Genomic DNA, 14,175 nt, shown 5'->3' with positions numbered 1-14,175 from the left:
GGAGGAGATCCGTTGACGAACTTCCTGTTCTGCACCAAGCCCATCTCCGGTCACATCACACCGGGACTGCCCGTTGCATCCGAGCTCGTACGGCGAGGTCACCGGGTGCGATGGATCGTCGAGGACGACTTCGCCGAGATGGTGGAGCGCGCGGGCGCGCGGCATGTCACGCCCGCGCACACGCCCAGTCTGGCGAACCTGATCGAGGCGGGCAGCGACCCGCTCAACGCCCAGTTCGTCGACCTCATCCCCGGCCAGCTCGCCGACTACCGCGCCTGTCTGGAGGAGTTTCCGGCGTCGGCCGTCATCACCGACTCCACGTCCGGGCTGGGCGCGATGATCCTGCACGAACTCGGCGGGCCCCCCTGGGCGACTCTCGGCGTCAGCCCGCTGGCGCTGCCGAGCCCGGAGACGCCGCCGTGGCGGTCCGGACTACCACCGGCCACCACGGCCGAGGACCGTGAGCGCTACCGCCGGATGCACTGGGAGCACGCCCATGTCCGGACACCGGGGGTGACCCGGGGCTTGAACGCGCTGCGGACCGGTCTCGGGCTCGCTCCCCTGGAGCCGGAGGTGTCGATCTGGGACATCCTCTGCTCGTCGTTCCTGCACCTGCAGTGCGGCACCCGGTCCCTGGACTATCCGCGCCCCGGCCTGAGTCCGGCGATCCGCTATGTCGGTGCGACCGTGGCGACCGAGCCCGGCGCCACCGCCGATCTGCCGCCGTGGTGGGGCGAGTTGCGGGGTGACAGGCCGGTGGTCTTCGTCTCGCAGGGCACTCTGGCCACCGATCCCGGCGACCTCGTCCTGCCCACGATCGACGCCCTGGCCGGGCAGGACGTCCTGCTGGTGGTCTCGACGCCCGATCCCCGGGGCCTGGGCCCGCTGCCGGAGAACGTACGGGCCGCGGCGTACGTCCCCTACCAGGACGTGCTCCCGCTGGCACAGGTCATGGTCACCAACGGCGGCTTCAACGGCGTGCAGATAGCCCTGAGCCACGGTGTCCCGCTGGTCGTGGCCGGCGACACCGACGACAAGCCGGAGGTGGCCAACCGTGTCCGGCTCGCGGGTGTCGGCATCGACCTGCACACCGGCCGGCCGAAGCCCGATCAGCTGAGCCGGGCCGTCGCGGAGGTCCTCGCGGACCCGTCGTACCGAGACCGGGCCGCCGGGGTGAGGGCCGACTTCGCCGGCCACGGAGGTGCCGCCGAAGCCGCGGACCTGCTCATCGAACTGGCCACCGGCGCCCTGCCCCGGCAGCCGGTATAACGCCGCATCGGGTCCGGACCGTGTGGTCCGGACCCGATGGTCCACATGTATGGCGCACCACGCGAACAGGGCGCCCGCGGGCTCAGCGGAACGAGTCGACGTTCTCCGCGACCCAGGCCGCGAACGTGAGCGGGGCCCGGCCGGTGATCCGCTCGACCGTGTCGAAGACCTCGGCGTCGTAGGGCGCGGACTGGCGCTTGAGTTCGAAGACGGCTGCCAGGTCCTCGGCGGAAACCCAGGCGGCGAACCGCTTGACGGTCTGCTCCTCGGTCTCCTCCACCAGCTTCAGCGGCCGTCCCAGGGCCTCGGCGAGGATCTGGAGGGATTCCGCGGGAGTGAGGGGCTCGGGCCCCGACAGCGGGTACGCCTTGCCCTCGTGTCCCTCGGTGGTGAGCACGACCGCCGCGACGGAGGCGATGTCACGCGGGTGGATGAGCGCCGACGTCGGGTCGCCCACGGTCACGTAGGCGATGCCCTCCGACGGCACCGACGCCCGCCAGGCACCCCGGTTGGACATGAAGGTGCCCGGGCGCAGCGTCGTCCACGGCACACCGGACTCCATGACGGCCTGCTCACCGGCGCGATGCATGCTGGTGATGGGGTCGTCCAGGCCGAAGTGGACACCGTTGGTCGACAGTTTGACGAGGTGCCGTACTCCGGCCTCGAGGGCGGCGGTGGCGAGGTTGCGTTCCAGGATGCCGTCGTCGCTCGACGCGAGGGTGAAGACCCGGTCGGCTCCGGCGACGGCCGGTCGCAGGGTCTCCGGCTGGGAGAGGTCGCCCTTGACGACCTCGACGGCGGGGTCGAAGGCGGCCCGCTCCGGGTTTCGGGTCAGGGCCCGGACCTGCTCGCCCTTGTCGACCAGCTGTCGCACGAGCTCGCTGCCGACAGTGCCGGTGGCACCGGTTACCAGAATCATGATGCGGAGATCTCCGTTCGAGGGGGGAGGAGCCGGCCTTGCTCAGGCCAGCTGGTCGTTCGTCGTGTCAGCGGCCGGTCCGTCGTCTTCCTGGGCGTCCTCGTCCCTGCTCCGCAGGGGGATGTCCTTGAGGAAGAGCGCGCACGCGAGTCCGCCGGCCAGAACGACCGCGGCGAGCAGGAAGACCGGGCTCAGGGAGTCGGCGTACGCCTGGGCCAGTCCGTGCCGCACGTCGGCGGGCAGTTGCCGGACCTTCTCGGCGTCGGCGGCACGATCCAGGTCGAACGTGCGCAGCGCGGCGGCCGGCAGGCGGCGTGCCAGGTGGTCGTGCAGCGGCCCGTAGAAGACGGCCGCGAAGATCGAGATGCCCAGTGACGTGCCGATCGCGCGGCTGAAGGTGATGGTCGCCGAGACCGCGCCGATGTCCTCGGGCGAGGCGGTGTTCTGCGCGGCCATGGTGAGGACCTGCATGTTCAGACCGGCCGCCACACCCAGCACGAACATGTAGACGGCGGCGAGCGGTCGCGAGGTGTCGGCGTTCATGGTGGCCATGGCGGCCGTCGCGATGATGCCGAGGGCCATGCTGAGCACCGGGTACCAGCGGTAGGAGCCGGTCTGTGAGATGCGTTTGGAACTGACGATGGATGAGGCGACCAGGCCGGCCATCATCGGCAGCAGCAGCAGACCCGAGACCATCGGGCTGGCGCCGGTGACCGCCTGGGTGAACAGGGCCAGGAAGTTCACCGCGCCCAGGAAGACGAAGCCGGCGGCGAAGCTGACCAGCGCGCACACCGTGAACGTGGGGTTGCGGAAGAGGTGGGGCGGGATGACCGGTTCCACGGCCCTGCGCTCCACGGGCACGAAAGCCGCGGTGGCGACCAGGGCGATCGCGATCAGTGCGACGATGACCGGCGAGGACCACTCGTACTTCGTGCCTGCCCACGTGGCGACGAGGGAGGCTGCCACGACCGCGGTGCTGAGCAGCAGCACCCCCGCGTAGTCGATGCGGACCGGGCGTACCGTCCGGGGAAGCTTGAGGTGGCGGCCCACCAGCAGCAGCGCGCCCACGCCGATGGGCACGTTGACCAGGAAGACCCAGCGCCAGCCCACGAGATCGGTCAGCAGCCCGCCGAGCGGCGGGCCCGCGAGCGCGGAGGCCGCGAAGGCGAGCGAGAAGTACCCGTAGTACCGCGCCGCCGCACGCGGGCTCAGCATGCCGCCGATGATCGACAGCACGGACACGAAGAGGCCGCCCGCGCCGATGCCCTGCACGACGCGGAAGGTGATGAACTGCCCCATGCTCTGCGCCGCACCGCTGGCCGCCGATCCCACGACGAAGAGCAGGATCGCCAGCAGGAAGACCTCTTTGCGACCGAACAGGTCGCTGAGCTTGCCGTAGATGGGCGTCATGACCGTGGAGGAGATGACGTAGGCCGTGGTGATCCAGGCCAGCTGGTCCAGTCCGCCGAGGTCCGCGACGAGGCGCGGGATGGCGGTGGCGACGATCTGCGCGTCGAGCATGGCGAGGAACACGGACAGCAGCAGGCCGGTCATGACGAGGCCGATCCGCTGCGTGGGCGGTGGCGGATCGGCGGGTGAGACGCGGCTCGTGCGCGCCTTGGAGGGTTTCACGGCACTCCTTGCGGACTGAGCGAGGACGAGTTGCATACTAGCACGCACTTAATTGCAAGACTGCATGCATTTGTGGAGCGACATGATTTTGCACCCGGCGGAACGGCCCCTCACACCGCGGAGCCCACCTCACGGTGCGGCACCGACGCCTCCCACCACGAGGGGTTGTCCCGGTACCACGCGACGGTCTCAGCCAGGCCTTCGGCGAAGTCCCGTCCCGGGGCGTACCCCAACTCCTCGTGAGCCTTGGACCAGTCCACGGAGTAGCGGCGGTCATGCCCCTTGCGGTCCGTGACATGACGGACCCGGCTCCAGTCGGCGCCGCACGCCGCCAGGAGCTGCCCGGTCAGCTCACGGTTCGTCAGTTCCGTGCCGCCGCCGATGTTGTAGATCTCGCCGGGCCGTCCCAGGGTGCGCACCGACTCGATGCCGCGCACGTGGTCGTCGACGTGCAACCAGTCCCGGACATGGAGTCCGTCGCCGTAGAGCGGCACGTGCCGGCCCTCCATGAGCGTGGTCACGAACCGCGGGATCAGCTTCTCGGGCAGCTGCCGCGGCCCGTAGTTGTTGGAACACCGGGTGATCCGCACGTCCAGTCCGTGGGTGCGGTGCTGCGCCAGCGCCAGCAGGTCGGAAGCGGCTTTGGACGCGGCGTACGGCGAGTTGGGGGCGAGCGGAGCGTCCTCCTTGGACGAGCCGTGCTCCACCGAGCCGTACACCTCGTCCGTGGAGATGTGCAGGAACGTACGGACCCCGGTGTGCAGTGCGGCGTCCAGCAGCGTCTGGGTGCCCAGGACATTGGTGCGCACGAAGGCGTCGGCCGACTCGATGGAGCGGTCCACGTGCGTCTCCGCGGCGAAGTGCACGACCTGGTCGTGGCCGGCGAGCAACCGGCGGACCAGAGCGGCGTCCGCGATGTCGCCGTGGACCACCCGCAGTGAGGGGTGCCCCCTCACCGGATCGAGGTTGGCGGGATTGCCCGCGTACGTGAACTTGTCGAGGACGGTCAGCAGCAGACCGCCGTCGTGCTCCCGACCGAGCAGGTGCCGGACGTAGTGGGACCCGATGAATCCGGCTCCGCCGGTGACCAGGATGCGTTGCTGCGCCACGTGGTTGTCTCCTCTTGAAGGCACGGCGACCGGGGCCGCGAGAGTTCCCGCGGAGGGAGCCCGCACAGGCGGGAAAGCGCCCACGGCGCCCCGGTCCCGTGCGATCTCAATAGCGGGCGAGGACCCGGTAGATCTCGAACGGGCGGTCCCGCTCGGTGTCGCGGAACTCACGCAGAGGAGCCGTCTGGTCCTTGTGCGCCGCGCCGCGCTCCCATGTCTCGAAGGACTCCCAGCTGTCCCAGTGGCTGACCACGACGTAACTGTCGGGGCGCCCCTGCTCGTTCATGAGCTGGTTGCCCAGCAGGCCGGGTGTGCCGGCCATGCGGCGGCTGGCCTCGTGGTAGGCCGCCAGGACGTCCTCGCCCCGGTCGGACAGGTGGTACAGCACCACCTCCACGGCCGGTGCGGTCGTCATGCCACCGCTCCCGCCAGGCTCGCCACGATCCGCATCGTGGCCATGGAGCCGCCACTGCGGAAGGGGTGCAGCCTGGTGCGGTGCTGAAGGTGGGTGTCGCTCGTCTCGAACTGGCGGAACTGCGGCTCGTCGACCCAGTCGCTGACGATGTAGTAGATGCCCTCCTCGTCCTCGGTGGTGCTCTTGGCCAGCCACTGGCCGCGGTTGGCCGGATGGCCGGTGACCGAGTCACCGACCTCCTGCCACACCCGCTCGAAGTCGGCCTCCATGCCTTGCTTGATCTGCATGCGCAGCATGACCCGGAACGTCGCGTCGGTCATGGTCAGATGCCTCCGTCCACGTTGAGGGTCTCGCCGGTGACGTAGGCCGACAGGTCGCTGAGGAGGAACAGCACCGGGGCGGCCAGCTCGTCGACGCGGCCGAGCCGGGCCAGGGCGGTCTTCTGCGAGTAGGTGGCGCGCAGGCCCTCGGCGCGTTCGGCCGGCAGCGTGTCGAACGCCTCCGTCTCGATGACGCCGGGGGCGACCACGTTGACCCGGATGCCCTTGCCGCCCAGTTCCTTGGACAGCGAGCGGGTCAGGCCGATCATTGCCGCCTTGGCGGCGGTGTAGTGGGCGCGCAGCGGGATGCCCGCGGCGGCACCGCGGGAGCCGATGTTGACGACGGAGGCGCCCTGACCGAGCAGCGGCAGCGCCTGCTGGATGACGCGGTACGTCGCCGTCAGGTTGGTGTCCAGGACGCGCGACCACTCCTCCGGAGCCAGCTCCGCGAACGGGATGTGGCTGATGACACCGGCGTTGTTGACGATGCCGTCGAGCTTGCCGTACTTCTCCTTGACGGTCTCGATCAGCGAGTCGACCTGGGCCAGGTCACCGACGTCGGTGCGTATGACGTGGTGGTCGCCGCCGGTCTCCTTGAGCTCTCGGCGCAGGCTCTCGACGTACTCGCTCTCCTGCACGTAGCAGGTGATGACGTCGGCGCCGGCGCGGGCGGCGGCGAGCACGATGCCCCGCCCGATGCCCCGGGAGCCACCGGTGACCAGGATCTTCTTGCCCTGCAGTCCGAGTTCCACCTGGGATGTCCTTCCGTGGAGCGACGGGCGGTTCACACGCAGCCGTCGACGTGGATGTTCTGTCCGGTGATGTAGGAGGCCTGGTCGCTGATGAGGAACAGCGTGACGTCGGCGATCTCCTGCGGGGTGCCGAGGCGGCCGAGGGCGGCGAACTTGGAGAAGATCGCGCGCTGCTGGGCTGCCGCCTCGGCCGGCAGCTCGTCCAGGGCCTCGGTGTCGATGCGGCCGGGCGAGATGGTGTTGACGCGGATGCCCTGGGGGCCGAGTTCGCGGGCGAGGGAGCGGGTCAGACCGACCAGGCCCTGCTTGACGGCCGTGTAGTGGGCGCCGCCGGCCATGCCGATGCGGGCCACGGTCGAGCCGAGGTTGACGATGGAGGCACCCTGACCGAGCAGCGGCAGCACGGCCTGGGTGACCTGGTGGGTGCCGGTCAGGTTGGACTGCACGCTGGCGGCCCAGGCGGCGTCGGTGAGTTCGGCGTACGGGGCCGGGGAGAAGTCGCCCGCGTTGTTGACGACCGCGTCGAGCCCACCGAACAGGTCCCGGGCCCGTTCGGCCAGCAGGCGGGCGCCGTCGGCGTCGCTCGCGTCGGCGCGTACCAGGTGCCCGGTGCCGGACAGCCCCGCGAGTTCCTTGCCCAGCGAGGCGACGTAGTCGTTCTCCTGCCGGTAGCAGGTGATGACGTCGGCGCCGGCGCGGGCGGCGGCGAGCACGATGCCCCGCCCGATGCCCCGGGAGCCACCGGTGACCAGGATGCGTTTGCCCGCCAGATCCGCGAACGGGGCCCGCAGCGCATGCGCCGCGGTCTCGAGCTTCCTCTTGATGATGCCCATCTGGACGACGCTGTTGCGGTTGATGCGGTCGGTCATGCCGGCGTCGTCCAGCGGGGCCCCTTCCTTCATGTGGAAGTCCTGGGTCCACTGCATCCGGACGCCCTTGTCCGTCTGGGTGTACTCCCAGGAGATGTTCATGTACTCGAACGGCCCGGTCTCCACCCGGTGCGCGCGGACCGTCCGGGTGGCGGCGTCGATGGTGCGCTGGGAGACCCAGCTCCATACCTTGCCGTTCTCATCGGGGTGGAGGGCGAGCCGGAAGGTGACGGTCGGCCCGTCCTGTTCGAGGATCTCGGCGAGGGAGTACTCGTTGAAGAGCTCGGGCCACGACGCCACGTCGTTGGTGCGTTCCCAGACGAAGTCCATGGGGGCGTCGATGACGATGGAGTTGCTGGTGTGCCCCGCCATCAGCGTCCGCCCTCCCCGGTCCGTACGTTCAGTTGTGCGCGCATGACGTCCTGCCTTTCGGTTTCGCGGGGTCAGGTGAGGTGGTCGGTGCGGTCGCCGGCGCCCAGCACGAGCGCGGAGGTGAAGCCGCCGTGTCCGCGGGCGAGCACCACGGCGGTACGCAGCGGTGTGTGCCGGGGGCGTTCGACGACGAGGTCGAGGCCCAGGTGCCCGGCTCCGCCGGTGCCGGCGGTGTGGGGGATGGCTCCGGCGGTCAGGCTCAGCAGGGCGGTCGCCACGTCTAGGGCCGCACCGCCCGCGTACAGCCGGCCGGTGAGTGTCTTGGGCGCGGTCACCGGCACCCGGCCGGCCCCGAACACCTCGTTGATCGCGGCGGCTTCGGCCCGGTCGAGGTCCGCGACGCCGACGGCGTCGGCGAAGACGACGTCCACGGCGCCGACGGTGATCCCGGCGTCCGCGAGGGCGCGCCGGATCACCGCGGCCAGCACGGGCGGGCGCCCGGAGCCGGCGGGCGGGTCGAACCCGGCGGCGTAGCCGAGGATCCGGCCGTAGTGGGAGGCGCCCCGCTCGCGGGCACCCTCCTCCGTCTCCACGACCAGGATGGCGCCGCCTTCGCCCGGTACGTAGCCGCGGGCGGCCTCGTCGAAGGGCAGGTAGGCGCGGGTCGGGTCGTCCTCGGTGGAGAGTGCGCCGGTGGACAGCTGGGCGGTCAGGCCGTACGGGCACAGCGAGGCGTCCGTACCGCCGGACAGGACCAGCCGGGAACCGGTGTCCAGCAGCCGCCGGGACTGGCCCAGCGCGTCCAGTCCCCCGGCCTGCTCGGCGCAGATGACACCGCAGGGGCCGCGCATGCCGTGCCGGATGGACACCTGGCCGGTGGTGGCCGCGTAGAACCAGGCGATCGACTGGTACGCGCCGACCCAGGCCGGTCCCCGCTGGTACAGGTTCTCCATCTCGTGCTGGCCGAACTCGGTGCCGCCGGACGAACTCGCGGTGACCACGGCCATCTCGTACTCGGGCAGCTGCGCCGGGTCGGCGCCCGCGTCGGCGAGCGCGGCCTCGGCTGCCGCGAGAGCGACATGCGTGTAGCGGTCGGTCTGCATGATGAGACGGCTGGGAACGTGGTCGCGGGCGTCGAAGCCCGGCACCTCCCCCGCCACCTTCACCGGGTACGAGGACGGGTCGAAGCGGGTGATGCGGCCCAGTCCGCTCTTGCCGGACAGCACGGACTCCCAGTGCCGGCGGGCCCCGATGCCGGTGGGGGCGATCACGCCGAGGCCGGTGACGACCGCGGCGCGCCGTCGCCCTTCGGGTATGCCGAGCGCGCTCATGCCGCCGTCCTTCCGGTCCCGGCGCCGGGACGGCCGAGAATCATGGCGCTCTGGAAGCCGCCGAATCCGCTGCCGACGCTGAGTACGTGGTCCATCCGGTGCTCCCGAGCGGTCACCGGCACGTAGTCGAGGTCGCACTTGGGGTCCGGGACCGACAGGTTCGCCGTCGGCGGCACCACCTGGTGCCGCAGCGCCAAGGCGCACGCGGCCACCTCCAGGGAGCCGATCGCACCCAGCGAGTGCCCGATCATCGACTTGATGGAGCTGACCGGGACCTCGTACGCGCGCTGCCCCAGGCTCCGCTTGAACGCGGCGGTCTCGTGCCGGTCGTTCTGCTTGGTGCCCGAGCCGTGCGCGTTGATGTAGCCGATGTCCTCCGGGTCGAGGCGAGCGCGGTCCAGGGCGACGCGGATGGCCTCGGCCATCTCGCGGCCCTCGGGCTTGAGCCCGGTCATGTGGAACGCGTTGGAGCGGCTGGCGAAGCCGACCACCTCGGCGTAGCCGGTGGCACCGCGGCGACGGGCCGACTCGGCGTCCTCGATGACCATGACCGCGGCGCCCTCGCCGAGGACGAACCCGTCACGGCGGCCGTCGAAGGGCCGGGAGGCCGCGGCGGCGTCCCCGCCGGTGTTGGGCGTGGTCGCCTTGATGGCGTCGAAGCAGGCGGAGGTGATCGGCGACAGCGGGGCGTCGGTGGCGCCCGCGATGACGATGTCGGCGGTGCCCTCCTCGATGAGCTGGACGCCGTGGGCGACCGCGTCCAGGCCGGACGTGCAGCCGGTGGAGATCAGTGCGACGGGGCCCTCCGCCCCTGTCTGCCAGGCGACCTCGGCCGCCAGGGTGCTGGGAACCATGTAGCCGTACAGGTGCGGGACGCCGTAGGTGTGGTCGACGAGCCAGTTCCTGCCGCCGTCCGAGAGGACCGCGTACTCGTCCTCCAGGCCGGTGGTGCAGCCGACGGCACTGCCGATGCTGACGGCGACCCGGCCCGGGTCCCCGGCCCCGAGGTCGATGCCGCTGTCCTCGACGGCCTCGCGGGCGGCGACGACCGCGAACTGGGCGGCCCGGTCCATCCTGCGGACCTCCTGGTCGCTCAGGCCCGCGGCCACCGGGTCGAAGTCGCACTCGGCGGCGACCCGGGAGCGGAAGTCCGACGCGTCGAACAGGGTGATGTCCCGGGTGGCCGTGCGGCCGTTGGACAGCAGATCCCAGTAGGCGTCCCGGCCGATGCCGCCGGGGGCGACGGCTCCGACCCCGGTGATGACGGCACGACGGCTCATCGGGCCCCTCCGACGTCCGGGTTGGCGCCGCCCTCGACGAGCGGGGTCTCGGTGTCGACGTGCCCGAGCTCCGGGCGCGGCGCCAGCGGGGACAGGTGGAACACCACGTGGGCCGGTTCCTGGCCGGCGTTGACTAGGCGGTGGCGCACGCCGATCGGGACGAGCAGGGAGTCGCCCGGGCCGATGCGTACGGGCTCCCCGTCGAGGCTGATCTCCAGATCACCGGAGACGACGTGCAGGAACTCCTCGGAGTACGGGTGCAGGTGCTCGGTGACGTACTCCCCCGGGGCCAGCCTGAGCGTCCCGCCGAAGCCGGAGGTGCAGCCGACGGTGCGCGGGCTGAGGGTGATCCGGATGTCGCCGCCGCGCTTGCGGTTGGAGGCCACGTCCTCGAAGTTGACCTTGCTGCGGTTCGCCGCTGTGGTCATCGGGCACCGCCCAGGGTCGGACCGGACGGCTTGGTGGTGACGGGACCGTCCTGCGGGGTCCAGGTGTAGAACGGCACGGCCATCGCGTCGCGCGGCTCACGCCAGTTCGGGTCGTAGGGAGAGATGAACTCCTGCAGACGGGTGTTGATGTCGTTGTACAGCGGGTGGCTGCGCGCCTTGTACAGGTTCGGGCCGATGTCCTGCTCGGCCTCGACGAGGTGGAAGTACAGGTCGTGGAAGGCGAACAGGGTCCGCCTGGAGACGCCCACCATGTGCGGCAGGTCGGTGCTGTCCGAGTCCGCGAAGACCTTGGCGACGCCCTCGGCGTCGGCGAGATTCATCCGCGCCACGATCAGTGTGCGGTGCACGTTGCCCTCCTGGCTTCTTCGGTCGTGACCCCACCCTCGCGGGGGGCTCTCGAAGCTGTCTTGAACCGGTCTGGAACGGCCGACCGGGCGGTCACAGCCGCAGGTCGATCCGGTACTCGGTCAGCCAGGTCTCGAGCTGCAGCACCATCTCCATGCTGGCCCGCTCGACCCAGGCGAAGGCACCCTGCGGGGACCTGCCGGCGGTGGTTGCGTCGGCGGTCGCCGAGGTGTCGAGCAGAGGCGCGACGGCGGCGTTGCGGTCGCCGGCCAGCTCGGTGAACCGGCGCCGCACGAAGTCCCCGTAGGCCGCTTCCTGGGTGGTGGGGTAGGCGCTCTTCTTGCGCTGCAGTACGGCCTCGGGCAGCAGGTCGGCCACCGCGGAGCGCAGCAGGCTCTTCTCGACCCCGTCCACGCGCTTCATGGCGGCCGGCACGTTGTAGACGTACTCGACCAGCGCCCGGTCGCAGAACGGCGGCCGTAGCTGCACACCGTGGGCCATGCTCATGCGGTCGGCGCGGTCGAGGTGGGTGGGTGCCCACCGGGTGAGAGCGAGGTAGGTGACCTCGCGGGCCCGGCGCTCGGCGGGAGTGTCCCCGTCGATGTGCGGGACCTCGGTGAGGGCGTCGCGGTAGTGCTGGTCGGCGTAGCCGATGAAGTCGAGGTCCTTGCGCAGCCGACGGTCGATCATGGAGGTGCCCAGGCCGCTTGCGGCGGCGTCGTGGCCACGCTCGAAGGAGACCCAGGGGAACGTCTGAGAGTTGCTGTGCTGCGGGTCGTAGGCCCAGAAGTAGCCGTTGAAGACCTCGTCGGCGGTCTCGCCGGAGAGCACGGCGGCGAAGCCTTCCGCGCGCAGCCGGGCGAAGAACTGGATGAGGGAGACGTCCATGTCGCCGAGCGGGGACGGGGCGTCCTGCACGCGCAGGGAGGCCGCGTGCACCTCGGGGTCCGTGAGCGCGGCCGTGTCGAGGAGGATCTCGGTGTGCCGCGAGCCGATGTGCTGCGAGGCGAGGGCCGCGAAGGGCGCGTCCGGTGTTGCGCGCATCGTGGGGTGCGGTTCGAAGTTCTCGGTGTAGCCGGTGAAGTTCACCGAGAAGCTGCGCAGCGGGCCGGCGCCTTCGGCGGTGAGCGACCGGTGGGCCAGGGCCGTCAGGGCGCTGGAGTCGATGCCGCCGGAGAGCATCGCGCCGACCGGCACGTCGGCGCGCAGGTGGGAGGCGACCGCGTCGGCGAGCAGGCCGCGCACGGTGGCGACGGTGTCCTCGAGGCTGTCGGTGTGCTCCCGTGCGGGCAGCGACCAGTAGCGCTTGTCGTGGCTGCCCGGTCGGCGCACGACCAGGACGTGGCCGGGAACGACCTCGCGCATGCCGCGGTAGACGGCCGTGCCGGGTTTGCGGCTGTGCGCGAACAGTTCGCGCAGGCCGTCGGCGTCCACGACCGGTTCCACGTCGGGGTGGGCGAGGATCGCCTTGGCCTCGGAGCCGAAGATGACGCCGGTGGGGGTCGGGTGGTAGCTGAGCGGCTTGACGCCGAGGCGGTCGCGGGCCAGCAGGAGCTCCTGGCTGCGGACGTCCCACACGGCGATCGCGAAGAGGCCTTCCAGGCGGGTGAGGAAGTCGGCGCCCCACTCCAGGTAGGCGCGCAGGGCGGTCTCACCGTCGCCTCCACCGGTGAACCGGTGGCCTCTGGCCGCCAGTTCGGTGCGCAGCTCGGTGTGGTTGGTGATGGCCCCGTCGAGGGTGAGGACCGCGACCGTGGTGCCGCCTTCGGTGATGTGGACGGCGGGCTGTGTCCCGGACTCCGTCACGTCGAGCAGCGCCAGGCGCCGGTGGGCGAGAGCGGCGTGGCCCTCGGCCCAGGTGCCCCGGCCGTCCGGGCCGCGGTGGGTGAGGGTGGCCGCCATGGCCTCGACGACGTCGGCCCGCGGGGACAGGTCCCGCTCGAAGTCGACCCAGCCGGCGATTGCGCTCATCGGGAGGTCCTCTCGTTCACGGCGAGTTCGGTGGTGTCGCCGGGCTCGGTGGCGAGCGTGACGGCGACGAGGGTGAGCGGGATGCCGGTGACGGCGGCGCGGAAGTCGTCCAGGCCGGGCGCGGGCCCGTCGCTCACGCTGATGCCGAGGCGGCGCTGCGCGGCTTCGGCCCCGTAGCGCTCGTACAGCTCCAGGTATCCGCGGGCGGTCGTCTCGGGGTCGGTGACCAGTGCGAAGCGGGCCGCCGTGCGCCTGCCGTTCCAGGTGAGCTCACCGGCGGCTTCGGTGCGGAAGTTGTGGCGCCAGGAGCTGCCGGTGGCGATGTACAGGGCGCCGCCGAGGCGGTGGACGCCCGCGGGCACGGTGTACGCGCGCCCGGTGCGGCGGCCGGTGAAGTGCACCAGTGCGAGGTGGGCCGCGACCGGTCCGGGGTCGGGGCTGGACAGGAGCGCGGTCATCCGGGCGTTGGTGGCGGCGCGGTCCTCGCCGCCGGGCAGCGGTCGGGTGATGCGCGCGCCGGCCGCCGCGGTCTGCTCGATCGCGGTCATGACAGCACCACCGCGGCCGCGGTCAGGGCGCAGCCGGCGACGGCGAAGCAGGTGCGCAGCAGGTGCCAGTCGCGCCACTGGATCCGCGGGTCGTCCCATCCGGGGCCGATGTCCTCGGGCTGTGTCGTCTTGACCCGGTTGTTGATGGGGACGTTCCTGGTCTGGGAGACGACGGCGACACCGGTCATGGCGAGTGCCGCGGCGATGAACAGCCCGCGCGGCGCGGCCTCTTCGGCGCGCACGGCGAACGCCGCGTCGACGACGACGCTGCCGGACACGATGAACGGCATGATCCGGTCGTAGCGCTTACCGAGCAGCTTGTGCGTGTCGACATAGCGGTCGGGGGTCATCGCGATCAGGGCGGGCATGACACTGATCGCCACGGCGAACAGCACCCCCGCCACCAGCCCGGTGCCCAACAGCACCAGCACACTCAGGGTTTCCACCACGGCCCAAGGCCTCCCGTCCCTCACGGATCGTCAACAGCGATGAGGGCGACGGTTCCAGCGGTGCCTCGTGTGCCGCTCGAAGCGGTCTTGACGGGCGGGCGGGTCCCGGCAACCACGGCACGGGGCGCGTGCGCAGCCCGAGCGG

The 14,175-nt window shown here is 71.2% G+C and carries 14 protein-coding genes and 2 pseudogenes; 1 reads left to right on the top strand and 15 read right to left on the bottom strand.

Annotated features, from left to right (window positions below; translation table 11 throughout):
* The first annotated feature begins 12 nt into the window (after nucleotides 1–12).
* Entirely contained in the window at nucleotides 13–1,269 is a 1,257-nt protein-coding gene (locus EFK10_RS31450) for a glycosyltransferase (protein ID WP_127359049.1), read from the top strand.
* An 82-nt stretch (nucleotides 1,270–1,351) separates the two neighbouring features.
* Here the strand turns inward: EFK10_RS31450 and EFK10_RS31445 are convergent, their stop codons facing one another.
* The 15 genes and pseudogenes from EFK10_RS31445 to EFK10_RS31380 form a co-directional block, all read right to left on the bottom strand.
* The gene (locus EFK10_RS31445) at nucleotides 1,352–2,188 is read right to left on the bottom strand and encodes an NAD(P)H-binding protein (RefSeq protein WP_127359048.1); all 837 of its coding nucleotides are present in this window, start codon (nucleotides 2,186–2,188) and stop codon (nucleotides 1,352–1,354) included.
* 42 nt (nucleotides 2,189–2,230) lie between these two features.
* Entirely contained in the window at nucleotides 2,231–3,820 is a 1,590-nt protein-coding gene (locus EFK10_RS31440; RefSeq protein WP_206305654.1) for an MDR family MFS transporter, read from the bottom strand.
* A 110-nt stretch (nucleotides 3,821–3,930) separates the two neighbouring features.
* Nucleotides 3,931–4,929 (bottom strand): dTDP-glucose 4,6-dehydratase, encoded by a 999-nt coding sequence (gene rfbB, locus EFK10_RS31435; protein ID WP_127359046.1) that lies wholly within the window; start codon nucleotides 4,927–4,929, stop codon nucleotides 3,931–3,933.
* A 106-nt stretch (nucleotides 4,930–5,035) separates the two neighbouring features.
* A complete protein-coding gene (locus tag EFK10_RS31430; protein ID WP_127359045.1) occupies nucleotides 5,036–5,344 on the bottom strand; it encodes an antibiotic biosynthesis monooxygenase family protein in 309 nt (102 codons plus the stop codon).
* Nucleotides 5,341–5,664 (bottom strand): antibiotic biosynthesis monooxygenase family protein, encoded by a 324-nt coding sequence (locus EFK10_RS31425; protein ID WP_127359044.1) that lies wholly within the window; start codon nucleotides 5,662–5,664, stop codon nucleotides 5,341–5,343. The genes EFK10_RS31430 and EFK10_RS31425 overlap by 4 nt, the downstream gene beginning before the upstream one ends.
* A 2-nt stretch (nucleotides 5,665–5,666) precedes the next feature.
* Entirely contained in the window at nucleotides 5,667–6,416 is a 750-nt protein-coding gene (locus EFK10_RS31420; protein ID WP_127359043.1) for an SDR family NAD(P)-dependent oxidoreductase, read from the bottom strand.
* 32 nt (nucleotides 6,417–6,448) lie between these two features.
* A pseudogene (locus EFK10_RS31415) lies at nucleotides 6,449–7,165 on the bottom strand (SDR family NAD(P)-dependent oxidoreductase); the annotation flags it as partial.
* Between the two features lie 36 nt (nucleotides 7,166–7,201).
* Nucleotides 7,202–7,657, bottom strand: a pseudogene (locus EFK10_RS51105) (SRPBCC family protein); the annotation flags it as partial.
* A gap of 71 nt (nucleotides 7,658–7,728) precedes the next feature.
* Nucleotides 7,729–8,988, bottom strand: coding sequence for a ketosynthase chain-length factor (locus EFK10_RS31410; RefSeq protein ID WP_127359041.1), 1,260 nt, complete (start codon nucleotides 8,986–8,988; stop codon nucleotides 7,729–7,731).
* Entirely contained in the window at nucleotides 8,985–10,268 is a 1,284-nt protein-coding gene (locus EFK10_RS31405) for a beta-ketoacyl-[acyl-carrier-protein] synthase family protein (protein ID WP_127359040.1), read from the bottom strand. Before EFK10_RS31405 ends, EFK10_RS31410 begins: the two co-directional genes overlap by 4 nt.
* The gene (locus EFK10_RS31400) at nucleotides 10,265–10,696 is read right to left on the bottom strand and encodes a cupin domain-containing protein (RefSeq protein ID WP_127359039.1); all 432 of its coding nucleotides are present in this window, start codon (nucleotides 10,694–10,696) and stop codon (nucleotides 10,265–10,267) included. Before EFK10_RS31400 ends, EFK10_RS31405 begins: the two co-directional genes overlap by 4 nt.
* Complete coding sequence (locus EFK10_RS31395; protein ID WP_127359038.1) at nucleotides 10,693–11,064, bottom strand: TcmI family type II polyketide cyclase; 372 nt, start codon at nucleotides 11,062–11,064, stop codon at nucleotides 10,693–10,695. The genes EFK10_RS31400 and EFK10_RS31395 overlap by 4 nt, the downstream gene beginning before the upstream one ends.
* Before the next feature lie 91 nt (nucleotides 11,065–11,155).
* On the bottom strand, nucleotides 11,156–13,033 hold the full coding sequence (asnB, locus tag EFK10_RS31390) for an asparagine synthase (glutamine-hydrolyzing) (RefSeq protein ID WP_127359037.1): 1,878 nt from the start codon (nucleotides 13,031–13,033) through the stop codon (nucleotides 11,156–11,158).
* A complete protein-coding gene (locus tag EFK10_RS31385) occupies nucleotides 13,030–13,581 on the bottom strand; it encodes a hypothetical protein (protein ID WP_127359036.1) in 552 nt (183 codons plus the stop codon). The genes asnB and EFK10_RS31385 overlap by 4 nt, the downstream gene beginning before the upstream one ends.
* Nucleotides 13,578–14,030 carry an anthrone oxygenase family protein gene (locus EFK10_RS31380; protein WP_127359035.1) on the bottom strand — a complete coding sequence of 151 codons (453 nt, stop codon included), beginning with the start codon at nucleotides 14,028–14,030 and terminating at the stop codon, nucleotides 13,578–13,580. The genes EFK10_RS31385 and EFK10_RS31380 overlap by 4 nt, the downstream gene beginning before the upstream one ends.
* Nucleotides 14,031–14,175: the final 145 nt, after the last annotated feature.

The sequence above is a fragment of the Streptomyces soli genome, from assembly GCF_003999195.1.
GTDB classification, from domain to species: Bacteria; Actinomycetota; Actinomycetes; order Streptomycetales; family Streptomycetaceae; genus Actinacidiphila; species Actinacidiphila soli.
Note: the sequence above shows the minus strand (reverse complement) of the source record. Positions and strands in the feature narration are given on the sequence as shown.

Bases quoted from the DNA above. Each gene is read 5' to 3' on its own strand.
- EFK10_RS31445 (WP_127359048.1), bottom strand. From the start codon at position 2,188: ATGATTCTGGTAACCGGTGCCACCGGCACTGTCGGCAGCGAGCTCGTG.
- EFK10_RS31430 (WP_127359045.1), bottom strand. From the start codon at position 5,344: ATGACGACCGCACCGGCCGTGGAGGTGGTGCTGTACCACCTGTCCGAC.
- EFK10_RS31425 (WP_127359044.1), bottom strand. From the start codon at position 5,664: ATGACCGACGCGACGTTCCGGGTCATGCTGCGCATGCAGATCAAGCAA.
- EFK10_RS31410 (WP_127359041.1), bottom strand. From the start codon at position 8,988: ATGAGCGCGCTCGGCATACCCGAAGGGCGACGGCGCGCCGCGGTCGTC.
- EFK10_RS31405 (WP_127359040.1), bottom strand. From the start codon at position 10,268: ATGAGCCGTCGTGCCGTCATCACCGGGGTCGGAGCCGTCGCCCCCGGC.
- EFK10_RS31400 (WP_127359039.1), bottom strand. From the start codon at position 10,696: ATGACCACAGCGGCGAACCGCAGCAAGGTCAACTTCGAGGACGTGGCC.
- asnB (WP_127359037.1), bottom strand. From the start codon at position 13,033: ATGAGCGCAATCGCCGGCTGGGTCGACTTCGAGCGGGACCTGTCCCCG.
- EFK10_RS31385 (WP_127359036.1), bottom strand. From the start codon at position 13,581: ATGACCGCGATCGAGCAGACCGCGGCGGCCGGCGCGCGCATCACCCGA.